Origin of the sequence: Leyella stercorea DSM 18206, from assembly GCF_000235885.1 — a bacterium.
GTDB classification, from domain to species: domain Bacteria; phylum Bacteroidota; class Bacteroidia; order Bacteroidales; family Bacteroidaceae; genus Prevotella; species Prevotella stercorea.
Genome location: NZ_JH379341.1, coordinates 20,091 through 42,400 on the forward strand (window position 1 = coordinate 20,091; position 22,310 = coordinate 42,400).

At 50.0% G+C, this 22,310-nt stretch carries 22 protein-coding genes; 19 read left to right on the forward strand and 3 right to left on the reverse strand.

What is annotated here, in order from left to right:
* Positions 1-137: 137 nt before the first annotated feature.
* From HMPREF0673_RS00345 to HMPREF0673_RS00360, 4 genes are all read left to right on the forward strand, one after another.
* A complete protein-coding gene (locus HMPREF0673_RS00345; RefSeq protein ID WP_004291474.1) occupies positions 138-560 on the forward strand; it encodes a dihydrofolate reductase family protein in 423 nt (140 codons plus the stop codon).
* A gap of 238 nt (positions 561-798) precedes the next feature.
* Positions 799-1,404: an RteC domain-containing protein gene (locus HMPREF0673_RS00350; RefSeq protein WP_004304269.1), complete on the forward strand. Its 606-nt coding sequence runs from the start codon at positions 799-801 to the stop codon at positions 1,402-1,404.
* Between the two features lie 301 nt (positions 1,405-1,705).
* Positions 1,706-2,836, forward strand: coding sequence for an ATP-binding protein (locus HMPREF0673_RS00355; protein WP_004291480.1), 1,131 nt, complete (start codon positions 1,706-1,708; stop codon positions 2,834-2,836).
* A gap of 16 nt (positions 2,837-2,852) precedes the next feature.
* Entirely contained in the window at positions 2,853-6,107 is a 3,255-nt protein-coding gene (locus HMPREF0673_RS00360; protein WP_007896733.1) for a P-loop NTPase fold protein, read from the forward strand.
* A gap of 131 nt (positions 6,108-6,238) precedes the next feature.
* Here the strand turns inward: HMPREF0673_RS00360 and mobC are convergent, their stop codons facing one another.
* Genes mobC through mobA form a run of 3 tightly spaced genes read right to left on the reverse strand, consistent with a single transcriptional unit; the run spans position 6,239 to position 9,942 of the window.
* Positions 6,239-8,257: a conjugal transfer protein MobC gene (mobC, locus tag HMPREF0673_RS00365; RefSeq protein WP_004291482.1), complete on the reverse strand. Its 2,019-nt coding sequence runs from the start codon at positions 8,255-8,257 to the stop codon at positions 6,239-6,241.
* A 30-nt stretch (positions 8,258-8,287) separates the two neighbouring features.
* Positions 8,288-9,535 carry a conjugal transfer protein MobB gene (gene mobB, locus HMPREF0673_RS00370; RefSeq protein ID WP_004291483.1) on the reverse strand — a complete coding sequence of 416 codons (1,248 nt, stop codon included), beginning with the start codon at positions 9,533-9,535 and terminating at the stop codon, positions 8,288-8,290.
* Entirely contained in the window at positions 9,514-9,942 is a 429-nt protein-coding gene (gene mobA, locus HMPREF0673_RS00375) for a conjugal transfer protein MobA (protein WP_004291488.1), read from the reverse strand. Before mobA ends, mobB begins: the two co-directional genes overlap by 22 nt.
* Before the next feature lie 421 nt (positions 9,943-10,363).
* Between mobA and HMPREF0673_RS00380 the strand changes: the two genes are divergently transcribed.
* The 15 genes from HMPREF0673_RS00380 (at position 10,364) to HMPREF0673_RS00450 (ending at position 22,304) form a co-directional block, all read left to right on the forward strand.
* Positions 10,364-11,413, forward strand: a complete 1,050-nt coding sequence (locus HMPREF0673_RS00380) for a ParA family protein (RefSeq protein ID WP_004291492.1) — start codon at positions 10,364-10,366, stop codon at positions 11,411-11,413.
* Between the two features lie 2 nt (positions 11,414-11,415).
* Complete coding sequence (locus tag HMPREF0673_RS00385; protein ID WP_004291503.1) at positions 11,416-11,856, forward strand: DUF3408 domain-containing protein; 441 nt, start codon at positions 11,416-11,418, stop codon at positions 11,854-11,856.
* A 2-nt stretch (positions 11,857-11,858) separates the two neighbouring features.
* Positions 11,859-12,212, forward strand: coding sequence for a DUF3408 domain-containing protein (locus HMPREF0673_RS00390; RefSeq protein ID WP_004291505.1), 354 nt, complete (start codon positions 11,859-11,861; stop codon positions 12,210-12,212).
* Between the two features lie 16 nt (positions 12,213-12,228).
* On the forward strand, positions 12,229-12,957 hold the full coding sequence (locus HMPREF0673_RS00395; RefSeq protein ID WP_004304280.1) for a hypothetical protein: 729 nt from the start codon (positions 12,229-12,231) through the stop codon (positions 12,955-12,957).
* Between the two features lie 201 nt (positions 12,958-13,158).
* The gene (locus HMPREF0673_RS00400) at positions 13,159-13,476 is read left to right on the forward strand and encodes a DUF4134 domain-containing protein (protein ID WP_002560983.1); all 318 of its coding nucleotides are present in this window, start codon (positions 13,159-13,161) and stop codon (positions 13,474-13,476) included.
* 10 nt (positions 13,477-13,486) lie between these two features.
* Positions 13,487-13,819, forward strand: a complete 333-nt coding sequence (locus HMPREF0673_RS00405) for a DUF4133 domain-containing protein (protein ID WP_004291514.1) — start codon at positions 13,487-13,489, stop codon at positions 13,817-13,819.
* A complete protein-coding gene (locus HMPREF0673_RS00410) occupies positions 13,816-16,320 on the forward strand; it encodes a TraG family conjugative transposon ATPase (RefSeq protein WP_004291515.1) in 2,505 nt (834 codons plus the stop codon). The genes HMPREF0673_RS00405 and HMPREF0673_RS00410 overlap by 4 nt, the downstream gene beginning before the upstream one ends.
* Before the next feature lie 40 nt (positions 16,321-16,360).
* The gene (locus tag HMPREF0673_RS00415) at positions 16,361-16,741 is read left to right on the forward strand and encodes a DUF3876 domain-containing protein (RefSeq protein ID WP_004291516.1); all 381 of its coding nucleotides are present in this window, start codon (positions 16,361-16,363) and stop codon (positions 16,739-16,741) included.
* Between the two features lie 23 nt (positions 16,742-16,764).
* The gene (locus tag HMPREF0673_RS00420) at positions 16,765-17,394 is read left to right on the forward strand and encodes a DUF4141 domain-containing protein (RefSeq protein ID WP_004304283.1); all 630 of its coding nucleotides are present in this window, start codon (positions 16,765-16,767) and stop codon (positions 17,392-17,394) included.
* A gap of 3 nt (positions 17,395-17,397) precedes the next feature.
* The gene (gene traJ, locus HMPREF0673_RS00425) at positions 17,398-18,402 is read left to right on the forward strand and encodes a conjugative transposon protein TraJ (RefSeq protein ID WP_007896737.1); all 1,005 of its coding nucleotides are present in this window, start codon (positions 17,398-17,400) and stop codon (positions 18,400-18,402) included.
* 31 nt (positions 18,403-18,433) lie between these two features.
* Positions 18,434-19,057 (forward strand): conjugative transposon protein TraK, encoded by a 624-nt coding sequence (gene traK / locus HMPREF0673_RS00430; RefSeq protein WP_004291519.1) that lies wholly within the window; start codon positions 18,434-18,436, stop codon positions 19,055-19,057.
* A 27-nt stretch (positions 19,058-19,084) separates the two neighbouring features.
* Positions 19,085-19,372 (forward strand): TraL conjugative transposon family protein, encoded by a 288-nt coding sequence (locus HMPREF0673_RS00435; protein WP_018697145.1) that lies wholly within the window; start codon positions 19,085-19,087, stop codon positions 19,370-19,372.
* Entirely contained in the window at positions 19,353-20,705 is a 1,353-nt protein-coding gene (gene traM / locus HMPREF0673_RS00440) for a conjugative transposon protein TraM (RefSeq protein WP_004291521.1), read from the forward strand. Before HMPREF0673_RS00435 ends, traM begins: the two co-directional genes overlap by 20 nt.
* Before the next feature lie 34 nt (positions 20,706-20,739).
* Entirely contained in the window at positions 20,740-21,726 is a 987-nt protein-coding gene (traN, locus tag HMPREF0673_RS00445; RefSeq protein WP_004291522.1) for a conjugative transposon protein TraN, read from the forward strand.
* A gap of 2 nt (positions 21,727-21,728) precedes the next feature.
* On the forward strand, positions 21,729-22,304 hold the full coding sequence (locus HMPREF0673_RS00450) for a conjugal transfer protein TraO (protein ID WP_004291523.1): 576 nt from the start codon (positions 21,729-21,731) through the stop codon (positions 22,302-22,304).
* The last annotated feature ends 6 nt before the right edge of the window (positions 22,305-22,310 follow it).

The window sequence follows — 22,310 nt, forward strand, 5'->3', positions numbered from 1 at the left end:
TTGCGTGATGCTTATGCTATGCTTACGCATAGCGTGCATTCACGTACTCTCCGTAAAGGCTTTACCAGAGCCATCGCTTGAAGGTAGTGTGAATTGCACGCTACTTTTTTACCCTTGCCTAACGAAAGGAAACGATTATGGGTAAAGTTCAGATTCTCGCCGTACTGACGATGGACGGATGTCTTTCTTCAGAGTTATATGATAAAGCACATCAGGATTTGTGCCTTGACCGTTGCGGTCTTGATGAAATCAGGAAGAAAGCCTTTTACCGTGTGACACCGGACTATTCCATTTCAATGCTGCACGAATGGAGAAAAGACTGCACAAACATCCGTTACCTCGCGGAAGCCACACCGGACACGGCAGACTATATAAACGGACTGCTGCGGATGCACGCTGTGGATGAAATCATACTATACACCGTTCCTTTCATATCCGGAAGCGGACGACATTTTTTTAAGTCGGCTCTGCCAGAGCAACACTGGACGCTTTCCTCTTTGAAAAGCTATCCCAACGGTGTATGTCGCATTATCTATATCCTTGATAAAAAAGCAAGATAGCCAAAATGTGCGGCAAGCATACATTTCTATTTTCAGGAATAGAATAAATGTTCCGATTACAAACAATTTAAGTCGGAGATAATTTGTCCTTGTGAAAAAATACTGAATTTTATACCTCTGAAATCCAGCACTTTGTAAAATTGAGTGTTGGATTTTTTATTTTCTGCCGCGTTTTTTGCCAATTATATTCATGTGCGCACGCAGAAAACAAAGTGTAATTTTCAAAATTGACAGAACCATGAATTATTTCTTGCTGGCGGAAACCGACTTTTTCCGCCTGATAAACGAAGCCGGCGACTGCAATATGGAAACGGCATACACGGCTTTCGCCACCCAAGTGATCGAACTGTGCAACGGCGGCATGGACATGAACCTTACCGTCATCGCGCTTGCCTACATCGAAATCGAGTTGCAGCACCATCCCGTACGTAATCTGTCAGAAGAAAAAAGAGAGATTGCCGCCTACGTCAGCAAGGCTCTGTCTTTCGTAAGAAAGATGCAGAAATTCCTTGCCACGCCCCAAGTGCCACCACTAATATCCGCCAACAACGCAACAGAAACCACCGCCAGCCTTCTTCAATGGACGGGCAATGCCATCGACCTCGTGGAACTTATCTACGGCATAGACGTGATGGGCTGCATCAACAACGGCAATATGCCGCTCAAACAGCTCGCCCCACTTCTCTATAAGATATTCGGGGTTGATTCTAAAGACTGCTACCGCTTCTACACTGATATCAAACGCCGGAAGAACGAAAGCCGCACCTATTTCATTGACAGGATGCAGGAAAAACTGAACGAGAGAATGTTGCGTGATGAGGAGTTGGAGCGGATGAGAAAATAAAAAAATATCCATTACATATGAGAAGACAGGAATACTCGTATCCTGTCTTTTTATTTTCATTTAATTATATATTAATTAGCACAATATATGTGAGTTTTTCATTCCTATAAGGACAAATTTCAGAAACGTATGTCTGGTAAATTATTGAGTCATCATAGTATGAACATATATCATTACTAAAAACAATGAAACAACTTCCATAAGATTGTGGTTGTAAAAATCGCCATTTAATAGCCCGTTTTTTTTGTAAAATTCGCCAATTAAAAAAATATGATTATCTTTGCATTATATTTTATAAGGTATGGAAACAGTAAATAGAATACTTCAAGAGAAGATTACAGCACGAATCGCGCCCAATAAAGCAGTACTGATTTTTGGTGCTCGCCGTGTTGGTAAAACGGTAATGATGCGTAAAATTGTGGACAACTATTCAGGTAGGACGATGATGCTCAACGGCGAAGACTACGACACATTAGCACTATTGGAGAATCGCTCAATAGCCAATTATCGGCATTTATTGGATGGTATTGATTTGCTGGCTATTGATGAGGCACAGAACATACCACAAATCGGTAGTATTCTGAAGTTGATAGTTGATGAAATACCGGGAATAAGTGTCTTGGCAAGTGGTTCTTCGTCATTCGATTTGCTGAATAAGACTGGTGAACCGTTGGTCGGCCGCAGTACGCAATTTCTCCTTACACCATTCTCGCAACGGGAAATCGCACAGACGGAAACGGCACTTGAAACCCGCCAGAACCTCGAAGCGCGCTTGATTTACGGTTCCTATCCCGAAGTAGTAATGATGGAGAACTATGAACGTAAAACAGACTACCTACGTGATATTGTCGGTGCATACCTGCTTAAAGATATCTTAGCAATTGACGGCTTAAAAAATTCGAGCAAGATGCGCGATCTACTGCGATTGATAGCTTTTCAGTTGGGCAGCGAAGTTTCTTACGAAGAGTTAGGTAAACAACTCGGCATGAGCAAGACGACCGTTGAAAAATACCTCGACCTATTGGAAAAGGTCTTCGTTATCTATCGTCTGGGGGCTTATTCGCGTAACCTACGCAAGGAGGTTACAAAAGCTGGCAAGTGGTACTTCTACGACAACGGCATTCGCAATGCCATTATCGGGGCTTTCTCACCGCTGGCCATTCGGCAGGATGTCGGTGCGCTGTGGGAGAACTACATCATCGGAGAGCGGCGCAAAGCGAACTTCAATGAGGGACTGCACAGGGAGTTCTATTTCTGGCGCACCTACGACAAACAGGAAATCGACCTGATTGAGGAGAGTGCCGACAGTCTTACCGCCTTGGAGTTCAAGTGGGGAAATAAAATGCCGGCCGCACCGAAAGCCTTCCAAGAAGCCTATCCCTATGCCGAGTTTCATGTGGTAAATCGGGAGAATTATTTGGAGTTCGTATAATCAATAAATTACGTATATGGAAACAAAACTACAATCCAAACAGCAATATCCGCGGTTTATCCAAAATAAACCGTGTGGTATTGACAAATTCGATGGAGGTTCGCAAGAAAGGTTGGCAAAAACTATTGCTCGCCATTTTTGTCAGAATGATTCATTGGATGAGGAATGTACTTTACCTCGAATTATCGGCATCGAAGGTATTTGGGGATCTGGAAAATCCAACGTGGTTAAAATGTTGGAACGTGAATTATCAGACGACTATTACTTTTTTGAGTATGACGCATGGGGACATCAAGAGGACTTGCAACGCCGCTCTATATTGGAATTGCTTACAAGCAAACTTATTGATGATGGTATCCTATCTGGAAATGCAACAATAAAAGTCAAAGGTGGAGGTACGAAAACCGTATCATGGTCTGAAAAGCTGAAATATTTATTAGCCCGTAAAACGGAGACCGTAACCGAAAAATATCCCCTTATCAGTAATGGTATGGTTGCGGCATTTTTGGTTGCAGTTTTAACTCCGATATTTACATTTATTGCGTATGCAGTAAAACCTACACCCACAACATGGTGGTTTTCTTTATTGTCTATTATCATAGCTGCACTGCCAGTTCTTATTGCATTGTGCGTTTGGAAATGGGCATATAGCAAAGATCATAAATATGGATGGAGTTATATGTTAGCTATTTATCAAGATAAAGTCGAAAAGGACGTTTGCTATGAGACTTTGAGCGAAGACGAACCAACGGTTTACGAGTTCAAAACATGGATGCAAGACATTTCTGATTTTATCAAGGAAAAAGGACAACGTAAATTAGTCCTTGTTTTTGACAACATGGATCGTCTCCCCGCTGAAAAAGTAAAAGAATTATGGTCTTCTATCCATATGTTCTTCGCCGATAGCGGTTTTGAAAATGTTTGGGCTGTTATTCCTTTCGATGAAACACATTTAGCTTGTGCATTCGGAGATGAGACCGACGAACAAACGAAACAACTGACCAAGTATTTTATCAATAAAACTTTCCCTATTGTTTATCGTGTTGCTCCTCCTGTTATTACCGACTATCGAAGTATATTCAACAAACTGTTTGTTGAAGCATTTGGAGAAACAGAAAATGAAGCGAAAGAAACTATAAATCGGATATTCAGATTGGTAAATCCTAATGCCAATGTTAGGGAAATTATATCATATATCAATGAGATGGTCGCTCTTAAACAAGAGTGGTGTAACGAAATTTTGATGATAAACATAGCATTGTTCTGTTTGAAGAAGACGGATATTCTGGCAAATCCAGTAGAACAAATATTGTCCGGCGACTATCTGAATGGCATTCAAACAATAATTAACAATGATCTGCAAACACAACGCGAAATTGCAGCTTTGGTATATGGTGTCGATGTTGAAGATGCTCGACAAATTCCATTGAAAAAATATATTGAAGGCTGCATCAACGGAGAAGAAGACCACGACATAAATCAATATGCAGAGACTAATAAACAATTTGACACTGTATTAGAAGAAGTTATACAATGTATGGACAATGCGCTTATCGATAAGATTATACATTGTTTGCATAAATTAACTCGAAAGAGCGATGTTATTCTGCGTGTATGGCAAAGAATAGCACAATTGAAATTAAAAGAATCCATAGAGAAGCAGGTGTTCCCTGTCGAATACCAAGAACTGCTGTTGCATTTAGACACGGAAAGCCAAAACCATGTGATTGCTCAATTATATAAGAAGATAGTTCGGTTCAATGACTTCAATGGCGGCGACTATTTCAAAACGTTAGATGCAATAGACAGGTTTATTGCGCAAAATAAGTTGGCGTGCGATTTTACGTCATTGATTGAAGCAAAAACAGTCAAGCCAAATACATTTATCGATTATATTCAAGCTGCAAATGCAACAGATGCTGCCTATCGGGATAACGCGACAACTAAAGCATATAAATATTATCAAGTAGCAACAAATTCGGAGGCGCTCGATAATTATTTGGCAAACTTACTACCCGATAATTTCGACCATGCAGATATTGTAAAAACGTTAAAAGATAATTCTACCTATACGTTTCCAACGCTTTTGCAAGCGATCACGAATTGCATTGATGAACAGAATGTAAATAAAGATAATATAGGGGCTATATTTACAACCTATCGTTTATTGGCATCTGACGAAGAAAGACCTTTACCTGTAACGTTAGATTCAACCTACATAAATCAGTTGCATTCTGAATTAGAAACTGATGGCCGAAACATTAAAGAGTCTGGATATTACGATTTAGTCGCCATGCAATTGGCACATGGTCATTCCGTTTCCTTAATAGAGGGTGGAGATATAAAATATGTTGCAGAACTCATGGACTATTATGTGGATCATGGAGACTTATTAGTAAATAGTGTGGGATGGAATATACCGCTATTAAATGAAACACTACAATACATGGTAAATCATAAACTTGGCTATAAATTATTGCTCTCAGACATATTGCCCCAATTTGAAGATATTAAGAACAGAATAGGTGTAACGGATGAGGTATTTATCGAGCATTTAGCAGAGTGGAATACCGATTTGGATAAGTATATCACTAAGAACAATATTAAAGATGTAATTCCTGACGCATCTTTTTACGATTTGACCACTAAAATAAGCAATGTCCTGACCGATCATATCAATAAAATAGCGTTCGAAGCGTTGTCTGAAATAAGTGTTGATACATTATACGCCCAAAGAACAGCACATACATCATATTATTGGTTTGTCGCAATAAAACATTTACTGGCTAAAATCAAATCCTTGCCAGATAACTTGACTGAATTTGGCAAAAAGATTCTGATGGATATTGCTTCTGGAACTCAAAGTTTGAATCCTTTCCCTAATTGTTTCAAGAATATAGTTGAAAGATTGGATAAACGAAAAATTAAATCGACAGTTACCGATATAAGAAATGATTTCTGCATCGGTAAAAAGACTATCAATGCAATAAAGTTTCAATTTTTCGAAACATGGCTTAGATCGCATGGTAATTTGAAAAGTCAAGCTGGAGACGTTATTGATAAAATAGTGAAACCTGTAATTTCCGATGGGGCATGCCGTTCATTGATTCTGCAAAACAAAGATTTTTATATGGATTTAATAAATACAGCAGGGGATGATGCTTATGAATTGAAAAAGAGTCTCCGAAACCTCATACAAAAAGATTCAGATCCGCAATTGGTTAAATTTGTCAATTCGATAGATTCAGTACCTGAGGTTGAAACCGCGTAAGTATTTGTCTAACAAGTCCGAATTTTACGATTTTACCCGTCAGAACTGAAGTGCCCCCCAAAAAAATTGTATCCAACTTTTGGGGGTCACTTCAAACTTCGATAGGGATAATTTTCAATTTTGGGGACTTGTTAGACAGTCTCATTATCTGGTAGCAGTTTACACAGCACCGGATCGTTTTTGATACGCTCCAGTTCCTCCTGCACAATCTGCTTCACCTCTTCCTTGATGCGCCGGTAGTTCGCCTGCACCGTTTCCTTCATGCGGTCGTTGCCGTCCTCGTCCGTGAAGTTTGTAATGACGGGAATTTTCTTGTAGGCACTTTCTTCCCGTTTCACCTTTTCGGCATCCACCACAATCTCGCAATGAAAAATCTTCTGCTCGATACGCTCGTTGAAGTTGTCGGATACAGAACCGACAAACATTCCCTGCGTAAGCCCGGAAATCTTACTCGGTGGAATGAGCGCGTCCATCTGCGTGTTGATGGAGGTGGAAACATCCTGCCGGTTGATGGAGATGGACTGCCGTTTCTGCAACACCTTACCGAACCGCTCGGAGAGCGTCTTGGCTGTTTCCCCCACCACCTGACCGGAGAAAATATTGCCGACAGTGTTCATCACCACTTTCGCCTCTTTGTCCCCGTAGTCACGCACTAACTGGCTGAAATCCTGAAAGCCCAGACACACGGCAACCTTGTTGCTTCGGGCGGTAGCTATAAGATTGTCCAACCCTTTGAAGTATATTGTGGGCAACTCGTCGATGATGACCGATGACTTCAGCATCCCCTTCTTGTTGATGAGCTTCACGATACGGGAATTATACAGACCGAGAGCCGCACCGTAGATATTCTGACGGTCGGGATTGTTACCCACGCAGAGGATTTTCGGCTCTTCGGGATTGTTGATGTCCAGCGTAAACTCGCTGTCTGACATCACCCAGTAGAGCTGCGGTGAAATCATCCTCGAAAGCGGGATTTTTGCCGACGCTATCTGACCCATGAGCTGCTCCGCAGCCCCTCCAAGCCACGCATCCATGAACGGCGAAAGGTAGTTCTCCAGCTCCGGATAAGAGGTCAGTATCGGAAATATATCCTCGTAACGGCGGTTCAGAAACTCGATAGCATGGGGAAACGTGCAAAACTTCCCGTTCTGATAGATTTTGAGATACCAGATAATACTGGCAAACAGAATGATAGGTGACTCCACGAAGAAGTCGCCCTGCTTTTGCACCCACGTTTTATTGAGGTTGAGCATTATTGTGTAGGCACTCTCATAGGCATCCGTAATATCTTCCATAAAATCCGGGTGAATGGGATTGCACCGATGAGAGCGTCGCGGGTCGTCGAAGTTGATCACATAGAACTTCGGCTTTACCTTGTAGCCGTCCGGGTGGTTCAGCAAATGGTTGTAGGCAATAGTAGATAGGTCGGGATACTTGAAATCGTAGATGTATTGACTAAAGCCCTTTTCAATCTGTTGCTTGATAAAATTGTTTACCACGGCATAGGACTTGCCGCTGCCCGGCGTACCCAACACGATGGACGCACGGAAGGGATTAACTACATTGATCCAACCGTTGTTCCAGCGTTTCCTGTAATAGAAACGTGTCGGCAGATTGACCGAATACTCGCTTTCGATAAGCCTCGTTTCCTGCATGAAACTCTCGTTCTCGTTGTTGAAAACATCCTCCATCAAATTGTGTTTCAACAGGCGGCTCATCCACAGACCACCCATCAACAGGCAGACATAGCCCGTTCCAATGGTAAGGACATACAGTCCCGTCACCGCTTCAAGCGGCAGCGGCAGGGGCAGCAACCACCAGTTCAGGAAAAACAGCACGAACCCGACGGCAAATGCTGTCCAGATTCTCCCCCAAGTGATTTTCTCACCCTTGACACCCTTCGTACCCAGACAGGACAAGGCAAGCAAAAGGACGGAAAACAGCTTCGTGTAGAGAATGGAATGGAACAGCCCCGCCGTGCGGTCGAAGTTCAGAAGGATTTTGTCCACCACGCCGATGTTCACGCCCCACAGCCGGATGGCTTCGTAGCAGAACCAGTACACGTTCATGACCACTAAAATGATACTCACGGCACGCAGAAAATCCATGATTTTCGCCAATGCCCTCAAATCGTCTTCTTGTTGTGACATACATTGATTTTTTAATTGTTGATACTCTGATTACATACCCAAGCCCTTGCGTTTTTTCTTCTTTTTGCGCTTCATCGCCCGGATGAAAGCCTCTTCCTCGGCATCTACCGCCGGACCTTCGGGAGTGAGCAAGCCCATACCGCCCGATATATCTTCACTGTCGTAGGCGGTCTGCCCGTGTGCCTTGTCCGCAGCATCCACAGGGATGGATAGCGGTATCGGCGGTTGTCCGGCGTATGGCAGGGTGAAGTGTTCCTGCAAGGCATTCGCCGAAAGCTCCTTACCCATGCGCGAACCGTTCAGCACGCATCCCGTGCGGTGGTCGATGAAGGTAGCCCCATAGATGCGCCCTTCCTCTGTGTAGCGCAGTACGGTGTCGATGCCCTTCTCTTTGAGTTGGGATACAAATTTGTCCTTGTCATAAGTGCCTTGCAGCACGGAAAGGACGGTGCGTTTCGTCATGTCTGCCAGTTTCCTATCCTTGATTTCCGATTTGGAACGGACAAACTTCTTCTGTACGGCTTCATAGCCTGCGGACTTCCCGAAAAGCGAGGATTTGAACGGGTTGCCCACCTTGTTACCCTTGTCGTCCGTGACGGAATAGACCAGCCCGTGATACTCCCGTCCGCGCACGTTGCCCCTCGCTTCCTCCACCGTCATATTATATAAGGAAAGGAGCGCACGGTATTCGCCCATCGTCTGGAAACGGTACTGCCCATTCAGAGCCTTCACGGTGTTGCCTACCTGCTTCTTCACATCACCTGCCGATGCGGCCACCTTGCGCAACGGATTATCCAATCTCTGATTTTTACGTTCTGCCGGATGCAATCCGTACTTCTGTTCCAGTTCCCTGCGGATACGGTCGCTGCGGCGGTAGAGAAAATCCCGGTTGAGCCTTTTCCCGTTCTCGTCCACGTTGACCGTCACGATGTGCAGGTGGTGGCGGTCGATGTCCTCGTGCTTGAATACAAGATAAGGCTGGTTTCCGAAACCGAGTTTTTCCAGATACTCGCGGGCGATATTCTGCAACTCAATATCGGTCAGCACATCCTCCGGGTGCGGGTTGAGAGAGATATGCACCACCGGCTTCTCGATCTTCATCTGCGGTGGCAGGAAGGTGAGAAAACCCTCCATCGCCTTGCCTATGTCCACCGTTCCCGAACCGTCATTGTAGATGCGGTTGGTGGTGAGAAGCCGCCCCTGCGCCTCGTTAATCTTCTCCCCGTTGTAGGCAATCGCGCCGTACAACGAACTTCCTACACTGATTTTTGCGACCATTTTGCCTCCATTTCCCTTGAAAGTTCCACAATCCGGCGGCTCAGTTTCACGAGTTCGACGGTGTGTTGCTCTAATTTGTAGAGCAACGCCATCGCCTTTTTCTCTGAAAAATGCAGCCTCAGTTCCTTCACGACTTGGTTGTAATTCGTACCCACGGCACGGAATTGTGCATGAAAATCCGACAGTTTGGTGTAATAGTCCACCAACGTCTTGTCCACCTTCAGCACCTTGAACGGTTGCCCGAAGAAGTGCGCTTTGAGGAAAACAGACCGTGCATAGACACCCGATTTTCCGAACATGGCGAGGAAACGGTTGTGTTCCTCCTCGTTGAAACGGACGGTGTACCGGTACACCGCCGGATCAAGTTTGGGATTTCTCCCTGATTTGCTTTTCCTTTTCTCTTTCATATTACTTTGGATTTAGCGGATTGACGGCATAAGCCGCCGCTTCGGATTACAGCACCGCAGTTCTGAAAGGCTTCCCGACTTCGGAGGGAAAGCCCGCCCCCTGCAAGGGCAAGTGCTTTTCGTGGCTGCTCAAAATATTTTGAGCGGCTGAAAAGACATCTTGCTATGTTCAGGTGAACATAAAAATCCGTCAGGGGACGGATTGGGAAAATACCTTTCAGGACTCCGGGCCGCGCGTCATCGGCGAACCCTGCTGTCCGGGTGCAAAGTTACGCCCTTAAAGCGGTATCGGACAGATGCTTGACCCGGTCAATGACTGCCAACCGGCGCAACGTGCCGCCACTTGCCGGAGAAGTGATACAGGTTCCAAAATATACTTGTTTATTTGCAGCATGATTCAAGAAACGAACGATTTGAAGATATGATAAACGGAACATTCAAATACCCGGAAATCCGCTTCTTCGGATACTTGCCGAAACGGATACCCGAACCGTCGGAAACCCGGTTCTCCGACAATTCGGTGACGTATGGATTCAATGACTTCATGACGCAATGTCGTCAATCACCATTTGTCCGACGCACCGCTTCACCACAGAACCGGATACGCGACGACCCGCCTGCGTGTGTAGTCACGGAAGCGGATGGTGCGACAGCCAAATCCGTATGGAAACAGAAAAACAAATCATCAACAATTAAAATAAATGGAACTATGAGTAAGGAAATCTTCGTTGCATTCGCAACACAGAAAGGTGGCATCGGCAAATCCACTGTCACGGCACTTGCCGCCAGCTACCTGCACAACGTGAAAGGCTACAATGTCGCCGTCGTGGACTGCGACGACCCGCAGCACAGCATCCACGGGCTGCGCGAACACGAAATGGGGCTTATCGACAGCAGCACCTACTTCAAGGCTCTCGCTTGCGACCATTTCCGCCGGATCAAAAAGAACGCCTACACCATCGTCAAAAGCAATGCGGTGAACGCCCTCGACGATGCCGAGAGGATGATTGCCACTGAGGACGTGAAACCCGACGTGGTGTTCTTCGACATGCCCGGCACACTCCGAAGCAACGGCGTGATAAAGACGCTCTCGCAGATGGACTACATTTTCACTCCGCTGAGTGCCGACCGCTTTGTCGTGGAGAGTACCCTGAAATTCGTCACGATGTTCCGCGACAGGCTGATGACTACCGGACAGGCGAAAACAAAGGGGCTGCATCTGTTCTGGACGATGGTGGACGGCAGGGAGAGGAACGACTTGTACGGCATCTACGAGGAAGTGATAGCCGAAATGGGCTTTCCGGTACTTTCCACCCGCTTGCCCGACAGCAAGAAGTTCCGCCGTGACCTTTCGGAAGAGCGCAAGAGCGTTTTCCGCTCCACCATCTTCCCGATGGACACGGCACTGCTGAAAGGGAGTGGCATCCGGGAGTTTTCCGAAGAGATAAGCGACATCATCAGACCGCAGTGAGCATGGGCAGCAGGAAAGTGAACACGGAAGGCATCGACGAGGAACTGCTGTTAGCCTCCATCGGGCGGCGCACACAGGACGGGACACTGCGCCCCGCACAGGAAGTACCCGCAGCTGCACCGACCGAAGAGGACACCGCCGCACCGGAACCATCTCCTGTGCAACCCGTAACACGGGAAAAAGCGCAGAGGGAAAGTGGACGCCGGAAAAGGCAGGACGAGGACTACAACGAGCTATTCCTGCGCCGCAACGAGATAAAGACCCGCCAATGTGTCTATATCAGCCGTGACGTCCACGGCAAGATCCTCAGAATCGTGAACGACATCGCCGGAGGGGAAATCTCAGTAGGCGGATATGTGGATACCGTGCTGCGCCAGCATCTGGAACAGCACAAGGAGAGAATCAACGAACTGTACAAGAAACAACGTGAAGATCTGATTTGAAAATGGAAAAAGAAATGACACCGAATGAAAAAAGACCACAGCAAGACTGCGGAGGTATGTTTACCCAAGTGCAGGCGAGTGTGGAAATACTGTCGCCTGTCCCGGTAAGCGGCAAATGCAGTGAGAAGGACTATGAACGCCTGTTCATCCGCGACCCGGAAGTAAAGGCACGTGAGGGGAAGATGGCGTATGTGCGCCCGGAGTACCACGAGCGTATCATGCGTATCACCCGTGTAATCGGGCATGACCGGCTTACGCTGTCCGCTTACATCGACCATGTGCTGACGCACCACTTCAACCAGTGCGAAGATGCGATAAAGAGCCTTTATGCCCGAAATTACAATTCAGTATTCTAACCAAAAACGGAAGGATATGAATTACACAATCAGCATGACAGACATTCTGCTGGCGGTATCGGTCGGCTGCAACCTCTGGTTCCTGTTCCTGCTCCTTTACGAGCGCATCATGGACACGCGGATTGTCCGCTTCTTCAAGGGCATTGTCGGATTATGGCGGTCACTGGACGGGAATGAGGCTAAACGCATAGCGGCACACGAGGAAGTCCCTGCGGAAAAGGCGGACATCATCGGCAAGAGCCGTTTCAGGATGGCATCCACCCGGACAACCGCTGCCATACCGACGCAAGAAGCCGCCACTATTGAAAAAGGCATTGAGCTGTCGGAGGAAGAGGCTACTTTTGACGACGGAAAAACGGGAAACGCATCCCGCCCGGCACAAGTCCCGGAGGAAAAACTCGATGAGACCTTCACGAGCATACCGCCGGAGGAACTGGGATACGGGGACGACGAACCGGAAGAGGACGCCTCGGACACGCCACGGGCTTCGGGCAGCAGCTTTGACGAGATTGACGACGCCTGCAAGACCGCCAAAAACCCGGACGCGACACAGGCGGAACGTGAAAAGGCGGCTAAGGTGTTCACCGACATGGAGGGCACGGAGTTGTACGAGAAAATGATGGAAGGCTCTTCGGAGATAGGCATCCGCATCAAGGGGCTTATCGAGATTCGGCTGAAGAAATCTGAAAAGGAGTTCGTCGTGCCGGACAACATCGAGGAGTTCGACATTCGCAACTATGTATGACAACAATAAAAGAAATGAACATGAAAGAATGACATCAACCCACGCGGCGAGGAAACGCAAGGCGCATCCCCATCCGCAACGGACACGCCCACGTCCGTGGAAACAAACGGGCATCCACTAAAACCAAAGTAAAGAAACAAAGTATCAACCGCCCGACAAAGGACCATCCACCCTTTTGACGGCAAAAAACAAGAACAGTTTATGAACAAGAACATCTTGAAAAACAGAAAAGCAATCCTCTCCGCGGCACTTGTCATCGCCGCAACCGCCTCCGCTTTCGCGCAGGGAAACGGCATCGCGGGCATCAACGAAGCCACCTCTATGGTGAGTTCTTATTTCGACCCCGGAACTAAACTGATATACGCCATCGGTGCAGTCGTCGGGCTTATCGGGGGCGTAAAAGTGTACGGCAAGTTTTCATCGGGCGACCCCGACACCAGCAAGACAGCCGCCTCGTGGTTCGGCGCGTGCATCTTCCTGATTGTTGCCGCCACCATCCTGCGCTCATTCTTCCTTTAATAAATAATGTATGGCTGAATACCCAATCAACAAGGGTATCGGCCGTCCGGTAGAGTTCAAGGGCTTGAAGGCACAGTACCTCTTCATCTTCTGCGGAGGTCTGCTGGCTCTCTTCGTCCTGTTCGTCATCCTCTACATGGTCGGTATCGACCAGTGGATATGTATCGGCTTCGGCGCGGCATCGTCCTCCCTCCTTGTATGGCAGACCTTCGCGCTGAACGCCCGGTACGGTGAACACGGGCTGATGAAATTAGGAGCGGCACGGAGCCATCCCCGATACCTTATCAACCGGCGGCGGATAACCCGTCTGTTCAAACGACAACGAAAGGAAGAAAGACAATGAGGAATACATCGAAAATGACAACACTGGAAAACAGGTTCCCACTTTTAGCGGTGGAGCATGGCTGCATCATCTCAAAGGACGCCGACATCACGGTGGCTTTCGAGGTGGAACTACCGGAACTTTACACCGTGACGGGTGCGGAGTACGAGGCGATACACAGTTGCTGGTGCAAGGCTATCAAGGTGCTGCCGGACTACTCCGTCGTCCACAAACAGGACTGGTTCATCAAGGAACGCTACAAACCGGAGCTTCAGAAGGACGACATGAGCTTTTTAAGCCGCTCTTTCGAGCGTCACTTCAACGAGCGTCCGTACCTGAAACACACCTGCTACCTCTACCTGACCAAGACAACAAAGGAGCGTAACCGGATGCAGAGCAATTTCAGCACGCTGTGCCGGGGACATATCATCCCGAAGGAGCTGGACAGGGAAACCACGACCAAGTTCTTGGAAGCCTGCGAACAGTTCGAGCGCATCATGAACGACAGCGGGCTTGTCAGGCTGCGCCGCCTCTCCACCGATGAGATTGTGGGTACTGAGGGAAAGACGGGACTTATTGAACGCTACTTCTCGCTCATGCCGGAAGGTGACACCACCTTGCAGGACATCGAGCTTTCGGCAAGGGAGATGCGCATCGGCGACAACCGCCTGTGTCTGCACACCCTCTCCGACGCGGAAGACCTGCCGGGCAAGGTGGCTACCGACACCCGTTACGAGAAGCTCTCCACCGACCGGAGTGACTGCCGACTGTCATTCGCCTCCCCGGTGGGGCTTCTGCTCTCCTGCAACCATATCTACAACCAGTATGTGCTGATAGACAACAGTGAGGAAACCTTGCAGAAGTTCGAGAAGTCCGCCCGTAACATGCAGTCGCTATCTCGCTATTCAAGGAGCAACAGCATCAACCGCGAGTGGATAGACCAATACCTGAACGAAGCCCATTCCTACGGACTGACCTCGGTACGGGCACACTTCAACGTCATGGCGTGGAGCGACGATGCGGAGGAACTGAAGCATATCAAGAACGACGTGGGCAGCCAGTTGGCAAGCATGGAATGCGTGCCGCGCCACAACACCATCGACTGCCCGACACTCTACTGGGCGGCGATACCCGGCAATGCGGCGGACTTCCCGGCGGAAGAGAGTTTCCACACCTTCATCGAACAGGCGGTGTGCCTGTTCACAGAGGAAACCAACTACCGCAGCTCGCTCTCGCCCTTCGGCATCAAGATGGTGGACAGGCTCACGGGAAAACCGCTGCACCTTGACATCTCCGACCTGCCCATGAAGCGAGGTATCACGACCAACCGCAACAAGTTCGTGCTGGGTCCTTCGGGCAGCGGCAAGTCTTTCTTCATGAACCACCTCGTGCGCCAATATTATGAGCAAGGCGCACATGTGGTATTGGTGGACACGGGAAACTCCTATCAGGGCTTGTGCGGCATGATCCGACGCAAGACAGGCGGAGCGGACGGTGTGTATTTCACCTACACGGAAGATAAGCCCATCAGCTTCAACCCGTTCTACACCGACGATTACATCTTCGACGTGGAGAAGAAGGACAGCATCAAGACCCTGTTGCTGACGCTCTGGAAGTCGGAGGACGACAAGGTGACAAAGACGGAGAGCGGCGAGCTGGGCAGTGCCGTGAGTGCCTATATTGAGCGCATCCAATCCGACCGTAGCATCGTGCCGTCGTTCAACACCTTCTACGAGTATATGCGTGACGACTACCGCAAGGAACTGGCACAGCGTGACATCAAGGTGGAGAAGTCCGACTTCAACATCGACAACATGCTCACCACCATGCGGCAGTATTACCGGGGCGGGCGTTACGATTTCCTGCTCAACTCCACGGAGAACATCGACCTGCTCGGCAAGCGGTTCATCGTCTTCGAGATAGATTCGATTAAAGAAAACCGCGAACTGTTCCCCGTCGTGACCATCATCATCATGGAAGCCTTCATCAACAAGATGCGGCGGCTGAAAGGCGTGCGGAAACAGCTTATCGTGGAAGAGGCTTGGAAGGCCCTCTCATCGGCGAACATGGCTGAATATCTGCGCTATATGTATAAGACGGTCAGAAAATATTACGGCGAGGCAATCGTGGTGACGCAGGAGGTGGACGACATTATCAGTTCTCCGGTGGTCAAAGAGAGCATTATCAACAACTCGGATTGTAAAATCCTGCTTGACCAAAGGAAATATATGAACAAGTTCGACCAGATACAGGCGTTGCTCGGACTGACGGAAAAGGAGAAGTCGCAGATACTCTCCATCAACATGGCGAACAACCCTTCACGGCTCTACAAGGAGGTGTGGATAGGCTTGGGCGGCACGCAGTCGGCGGTCTATGCCACGGAGGTCAGCGCGGAAGAGTATCTGGCGTACACCACCGAGGAAACGGAAAAAGTGGAGGTTTACCGTCTGGCGGAGAAGCTGGGCGACGACATCGAAGCCGCCATCCGGCAGCTTGCCGAAAGGCGGAGAAACAAGGAATAACTAAAAAACAGAATGTATCAACCAAAAAAGAAAAACGCGTATGAATTTACCAAAAGTGAAAATGCTGCAAGTCAGCAAGTGCCTTATCGGATTGGCGGTCATGATGCTGCAATCCTGCGACGTGGCCGACAACCGCCGCGACATGCTGTGCGGGAACTGGGAGAGCGTGGAGGGAAAACCTGACGTGCTTATCTACAAGGAGGGCGAAGCCTACAAAGTGACGGTGTTCCGTCGTAGCGGTCTGCGCCGCAAGCTCAAGCCGGAAACCTATCTCTTGCAGGAGGAGAACGGCAACCTGTTCATGAACACCGGCTTCCGCATCGACGTGTCCTACAACGAGGCCACGGATGTGCTGACTTTCTCGCCAAACGGGGACTATGTGCGGGTGAAGCCGCAGCCGGGACATCCGACCGAAGAATAACAACCACTAAAATCCAAAGTAACATGAGAACAAGAATAACAATGATTATCTGCCTGTGCCTGCTTTTCGCGGGCAGGGCAAGCGCACAGTGGGTCGTAAGCGATCCGGGCAATCTAGCGCAGGGCATCATCAATGCCTCCAAAAACATCATCCATACCTCCAAGACCGCCACGAACATGGTGAGCAACTTTCAGGAGACGGTGAAAATCTATCAGCAGGGCAAGAAGTATTACGATGCCCTCAAATCGGTGAACAATCTGGTCAAGGACGCCCGCAAGGTGCAGCAGACCATCCTGATGGTGGGCGACATCACAGACATCTATGTGAACAGTTTCCAACGGATGCTCCGTGACGGGAATTTCAGACCCGAAGAGCTTTCCGCAATCGCTTTCGGCTACACGAAACTGCTGGAGGAAAGCAACGAAGTGTTGACGGAACTCAGGAACGTGGTGAACATCACCACGCTCTCCATGACCGACAAGGAGCGCATGGACGTGGTGGAACGCTGCCACTCGAAGATGAAGCGTTACCGCAACCTCGTGAGCTACTACACGAACAAGAACATCTCCGTGAGTTACCTGCGTGCGAAAAAGAAGAACGACCTCGACCGCATCATGGGGCTGTACGGGAACATGAACGAAAGATACTGGTAGCCTATGAAGTTCGACAACCTTCATCAGATTTTACGTTCACTTTATGAGCAGATGATGCCGCTGTGTGGGGACATGGCTGGTGTGGCGAAAGGCATCGCCGGGCTGGGTGCGCTGTTCTACGTCGCCTACCGGGTATGGCAGTCGCTGGCGAGAGCTGAACCGATAGACGTATTCCCGATGCTCCGTCCTTTTGCCATCGGTCTGTGCATCATGTTCTTCCCGACTGTGGTGCTGGGCACGATAAACAGCATCCTCTCACCCGTCGTACAGGGCACGGCAAAGATGCTGGAGGCGGAAACGCTGGACATGAACCGATACCGGGAGCAGAAGGACAAACTGGAATACGAGGCGATGGTACGCAACCCCGAAACCGCCTACCTCGTGTCCAACGAGGAATTTGACAAGCAACTGGAGGAACTCGGCTGGTCGCCCTCCGACATGGTGACGATGGCGGGAATGTATATCGACCGGGGAATGTACAACATGAAGAAGAGCATCCGCGACTTCTTCCGCGAGATACTCGAACTGCTGTTCCAAGCCGCCGCCCTCGTGATAGACACCGTCCGCACCTTCTTTCTCGTGGTGCTGGCGATTCTCGGTCCGATAGCCTTCGCCCTGTCGGTATGGGACGGTTTCCAAAACACGCTCACGCAGTGGATATGCCGCTATATACAGGTCTCTCTGTGGCTACCGGTATCGGACATGTTCAGCACCATACTGGCGAAGATACAGGTTCTGATGCTGCAAAACGACATCGAGCGGATGCAGGCAGACCCGAACTTCTCGCTGGATTCGAGCGACGGGGTGTATATCGTATTCCTCTGCATCGGCATCATCGGCTACTTTACCATTCCCACCGTTGCGGGCTGGATTATCCAAGCCGGAGGCATGGGCGGTTACGGTCGCAACGTGAACCAGATGGCGGGACGAGCCGGAAGCATGGCGGGCAGCGTGGCGGGTGCAGCCGCAGGAAACGCAGTCGGACGTGGCGGCAAATTGCTGAAATAATCAATGTGCAATCATAAATTGGAAAATATAAATGGAATTCAAATCACTTAGAAACATCGAATCGTCGTTCAGGCAGATACGCCTGTTCGGTATCGTCTTCCTCTCGCTGTGCGCCGTGGTGACGGTGTGGAGCGTGTGGAACTCCTACCGTTTCGCAGAGAAGCAACGGGAGAAAATCTATGTGCTGGACAACGGCAAGAGCCTGATGCTCGCCTTGTCTCAGGATTTGTCGCAGAACCGCCCGGCGGAGGCACGGGAACATGTGCGCCGTTTCCACGAGATGTTCTTCACGCTATCACCTGAAAAAAGCGCGATTGAACACAACGTGAAACGTGCCTTGCTGCTGGCGGACAAGAGCGTGTACCACTATTATTCGGACTTCGCGGAGAAGGGGTACTACAACCGCATCATCGCCGGGAACATCAACCAAGTGCTGAAGGTGGACAGCGTGGTGTGCGACTTCAACGCCTATCCCTACCGTGCCGTGACCTACGCCACACAGAAAATCATCCGGCAGAGCAACGTCACCGAGCGCAGCCTCGTGACCACCTGCCGCCTGCTGAACGCATCGCGGTCGGATGACAACCCGAACGGTTTTACCATCGAGGGTTTCACCATCATTGAGAACAAGGATTTACAGACTATCAAACGGTAACAGGACATGAAAAGTATCAGAAAATCAATGTGGGGCATGTATTGGAAACTCCACGACAAACGGAAACGCTTGGCGGCAAGTCTCAAAGGGTATCTGGACGGCTTGCCGCCGGAAACACGCCGCCGCATCGTGCTGGGGATGTTCGCCGCCTTCGCGGTGCTTGCCCTTTACACCTTCGGCAGAGCCGTCTATGACATCGGCAGGAACGACGGCTCACATATGGAAACGGGACACGCCGGACGGGTGGAACTGCCGACCCCGGCGGAAACAGGCAATCACTTAACACCTTATTTATATGGAACAGACAAAGAATGAACCGACGAAAGAGAACAAAGCTGCTCCCGAAACGGGGAAACCGAAAAAGGAGCGCGAACCGCTGACAGAGGCGCAACGGCTGAAACGGCAGAAGATGATCGTGCTGCCCGCTATGGTGTTGGTGTTCATCGGGGCGATGTGGCTGATATTCGCCCCGTCCTCCGGCAAGGAGCAACCGCCGGGAACGGACGGATACAACACCGAGATGCCCGACGCTGACAAGGCGAACCGGCAGATTATCGGCGACAAGCTGAAAGCCTACGAGCATGGGGAGATGGAAGAGCGTCAGGAGAGCCGCAACCGTGCCATCGGGCAGCTGGGCGACATGTTCGACCGCGAGATAGCGGGAACGGAGAACGGAGTGGACTTCGACCTCGCCAATCCGGGCGGCAAGGAAGAAAGGGCAAAGCCAGCCACGCCGCAGACCATCCAGTCCTCCGCAGCCGCCTACCGTGACCTGAACGCCACGCTCGGAAACTTCTACGACCAGCCGAAAAACGACAATGCGGAGATGGACGAATTGTTGGAGCGCATCGCATCGCTGGAGTCGGAACTGGAAAGCGAGAGGGGCAAGGCTTCCTCTATGGACGAGCAGGTGGCTCTTATGGAGAAGTCCTACGAGCTGGCGGCAAAGTACATGGGCGGTCAGAACGGAGGACAGCCATCGGCGGAACAGAGGGCAGAGCCAACTACCGTGCAGAAAGGGAAGAAGAACAAGGCAATGCCTATCAGACAGGTGGAGCATCAAGTAGTTTCTTCACTCTCACAGCCTATGAGTAACGCGGAGTTTGTCGCCGCCTTATCGCAGGAACGCAACCGGGGTTTCAACACGGCTGTCGGCACGGCGGAGGTATTGGACAGGAACACCATACCGGCGTGCGTGCATGGGGCGCAGAGCGTGACGGACGGGCAGACGGTAAGGCTGCGCCTGCTGGAGCCTATGGCGGTGGCAGGCAGGACAATACCCCGGGGTGCGGTGGTGGTCGGCACGGGCAAGATACAGGGTGAGCGGCTCGACATCGAGATTACCTCGCTGGAATACGACGGCACGATTATCCCCGTGGAGCTTGCGGTCTATGACACGGACGGACAGCCCGGCATCTTCATCCCGAACTCGATGGAGATGAACGCCGTCCGGGAGGTCGCCGCCAACATGGGCGGCTCGCTGGGAAGCAGCATCAACATCTCCACCAATGCCGGGGCGCAGCTCGCCTCCGACTTGGGCAAGGGGCTGATACAAGGCACGAGCCAGTACATCGCCAAAAAGATGCGAACCGTCAAGGTGCATCTGAAAGCCGGGTACAGGGTCATGCTTTACCAAGAAAAATATTGAAAACAATAAAAATTACCACTAAAATCCAAAAGTAATGAGAAAAGTAATCATCATGTTTGCCCTCGCTATGGGCATCATAACTGCCAACGCGCAGGAGAATGTAACCGTTGAAACGACCAACGGAAGTGAACAACCGACCTTGACGAAGGAGGTCTATCCGCAGAAGGAGGCGGACGGCGACCTATATCACGGGCTGTCACGCAAGCTGACCTTCGACCGCATGATACCGCCGCACGGTCTGGAAGTGACCTACGACAAGACCGTCCACGTCATTTTTCCGGCGGAGGTGCGCTATGTCGATTTAGGCTCGCCCGACCTGATTGCCGGGAAAGCCGACGGAGCGGAGAACATCATCCGTGTGAAGGCTACCGTAAGGAATTTTCCCAACGAAACGAATATGTCCGTCATCACGGAGGACGGCAGTTTCTACACCTTCAACGTGAAGTACGCCGCCGAACCGCTGTTGCTCAACGTGGAGATGTGCGACTTCATCCATGACGGCAGCACGGTGAACCGCCCGAACAACGCGCAGGAAATCTATCTGAAAGAGCTGGGCAGCGAAAGCCCGATGCTGGTGCGCCTTATCATGAAGTCCATCCACAAACAGAACAAGCGCGAGGTGAAGCATATCGGCTGCAAGCGTTTCGGCATCCAATACCTGTTGAAAGGCATCTACACGCACAACGGCTTGCTTTATTTCCACACGGAGATAAAGAACCAGAGCAACGTGCCTTTCGATGTGGACTACATCACTTGGAAAATCGTGGACAAGAAGGTTGCGAAGCGTACTGCCGTGCAGGAGCAGATTATTCTGCCGCTCCGCGCGCAGAACTACGCCACCCTCGTGCCGGGCAAAAAGAGCGAGCGCACGGTCTTCACGATGGCGAAGTTCACCATCCCCGATGACAAGTGCCTCGTGGTGGAATTGAACGAGAAGAACGGCGGCCGTCACCAGTCCTTCGTGATTGAGAACGAGGATTTGGTACGCGCGGGTACCATCAACGAACTTCAAGTACGCTGACCATGAGAAAGTACATCGCAATAATCATCGCGTCGCTTGCCCTTTTTACAGGGCAGGCGCACGCCCAGCGGTGTCTGCCGAAGATGCAGGGCATCGAGGTGAGGGCGGACATGGCGGACGGCTTCAATCTCGGCGGCAAGGACGGCGGGTACAGCTTCGGGGCGGCTCTCTCCACCTACACGAAGAAGGGGAACAAGTGGGTGTTCGGTGGCGAATACCTGTTGAAGAACAATCCCTACAAGGACACCAAGATACCCGTGGCGCAGTTCACGGCGGAGGGCGGCTATTACTTCAAGATACTGTCGGACGCCCGAAAGATTGTTTTCGTCTATGCCGGGGCTTCGGCTCTCGCCGGATATGAGGCGGTAAATTGGGGGAAGAAGGTGCTGCATGACGGCTCCACGCTGCACGACCGGGACGCCTTCATCTACGGCGGTGCGCTGACGCTCGATGTGGAGTGTTACGTGGCAGACCGTATCGCCCTGCTTGCCAACCTGCGGGAGCGTTGCCTTTGGGGTGGCGACACACGGAAGTTCCACACGCAGTTCGGGGTCGGTATCAAGTTCATCATCAACTGACACGGG

What these genes read in the sequence shown, in the direction of transcription:
- HMPREF0673_RS00345 (WP_004291474.1), top strand. Translation starts at nt 138, where the DNA reads ATGGGTAAAGTTCAGATTCTCGCCGTACTGACGATGGACGGATGTCTT.
- HMPREF0673_RS00350 (WP_004304269.1), top strand. Translation starts at nt 799, where the DNA reads ATGAATTATTTCTTGCTGGCGGAAACCGACTTTTTCCGCCTGATAAAC.
- HMPREF0673_RS00355 (WP_004291480.1), top strand. Translation starts at nt 1,706, where the DNA reads ATGGAAACAGTAAATAGAATACTTCAAGAGAAGATTACAGCACGAATC.
- HMPREF0673_RS00360 (WP_007896733.1), top strand. Translation starts at nt 2,853, where the DNA reads ATGGAAACAAAACTACAATCCAAACAGCAATATCCGCGGTTTATCCAA.
- mobC (WP_004291482.1), bottom strand. Translation starts at nt 8,257, where the DNA reads ATGTCACAACAAGAAGACGATTTGAGGGCATTGGCGAAAATCATGGAT.
- mobB (WP_004291483.1), bottom strand. Translation starts at nt 9,535, where the DNA reads ATGGTCGCAAAAATCAGTGTAGGAAGTTCGTTGTACGGCGCGATTGCC.
- mobA (WP_004291488.1), bottom strand. Translation starts at nt 9,942, where the DNA reads ATGAAAGAGAAAAGGAAAAGCAAATCAGGGAGAAATCCCAAACTTGAT.
- HMPREF0673_RS00380 (WP_004291492.1), top strand. Translation starts at nt 10,364, where the DNA reads ATGATAAACGGAACATTCAAATACCCGGAAATCCGCTTCTTCGGATAC.
- HMPREF0673_RS00385 (WP_004291503.1), top strand. Translation starts at nt 11,416, where the DNA reads ATGGGCAGCAGGAAAGTGAACACGGAAGGCATCGACGAGGAACTGCTG.
- HMPREF0673_RS00390 (WP_004291505.1), top strand. Translation starts at nt 11,859, where the DNA reads ATGGAAAAAGAAATGACACCGAATGAAAAAAGACCACAGCAAGACTGC.
- HMPREF0673_RS00395 (WP_004304280.1), top strand. Translation starts at nt 12,229, where the DNA reads ATGAATTACACAATCAGCATGACAGACATTCTGCTGGCGGTATCGGTC.
- HMPREF0673_RS00400 (WP_002560983.1), top strand. Translation starts at nt 13,159, where the DNA reads ATGAACAAGAACATCTTGAAAAACAGAAAAGCAATCCTCTCCGCGGCA.
- HMPREF0673_RS00405 (WP_004291514.1), top strand. Translation starts at nt 13,487, where the DNA reads ATGGCTGAATACCCAATCAACAAGGGTATCGGCCGTCCGGTAGAGTTC.
- HMPREF0673_RS00410 (WP_004291515.1), top strand. Translation starts at nt 13,816, where the DNA reads ATGAGGAATACATCGAAAATGACAACACTGGAAAACAGGTTCCCACTT.
- HMPREF0673_RS00415 (WP_004291516.1), top strand. Translation starts at nt 16,361, where the DNA reads ATGAATTTACCAAAAGTGAAAATGCTGCAAGTCAGCAAGTGCCTTATC.
- HMPREF0673_RS00420 (WP_004304283.1), top strand. Translation starts at nt 16,765, where the DNA reads ATGAGAACAAGAATAACAATGATTATCTGCCTGTGCCTGCTTTTCGCG.
- traJ (WP_007896737.1), top strand. Translation starts at nt 17,398, where the DNA reads ATGAAGTTCGACAACCTTCATCAGATTTTACGTTCACTTTATGAGCAG.
- traK (WP_004291519.1), top strand. Translation starts at nt 18,434, where the DNA reads ATGGAATTCAAATCACTTAGAAACATCGAATCGTCGTTCAGGCAGATA.
- HMPREF0673_RS00435 (WP_018697145.1), top strand. Translation starts at nt 19,085, where the DNA reads ATGTGGGGCATGTATTGGAAACTCCACGACAAACGGAAACGCTTGGCG.
- traM (WP_004291521.1), top strand. Translation starts at nt 19,353, where the DNA reads ATGGAACAGACAAAGAATGAACCGACGAAAGAGAACAAAGCTGCTCCC.
- traN (WP_004291522.1), top strand. Translation starts at nt 20,740, where the DNA reads ATGAGAAAAGTAATCATCATGTTTGCCCTCGCTATGGGCATCATAACT.
- HMPREF0673_RS00450 (WP_004291523.1), top strand. Translation starts at nt 21,729, where the DNA reads ATGAGAAAGTACATCGCAATAATCATCGCGTCGCTTGCCCTTTTTACA.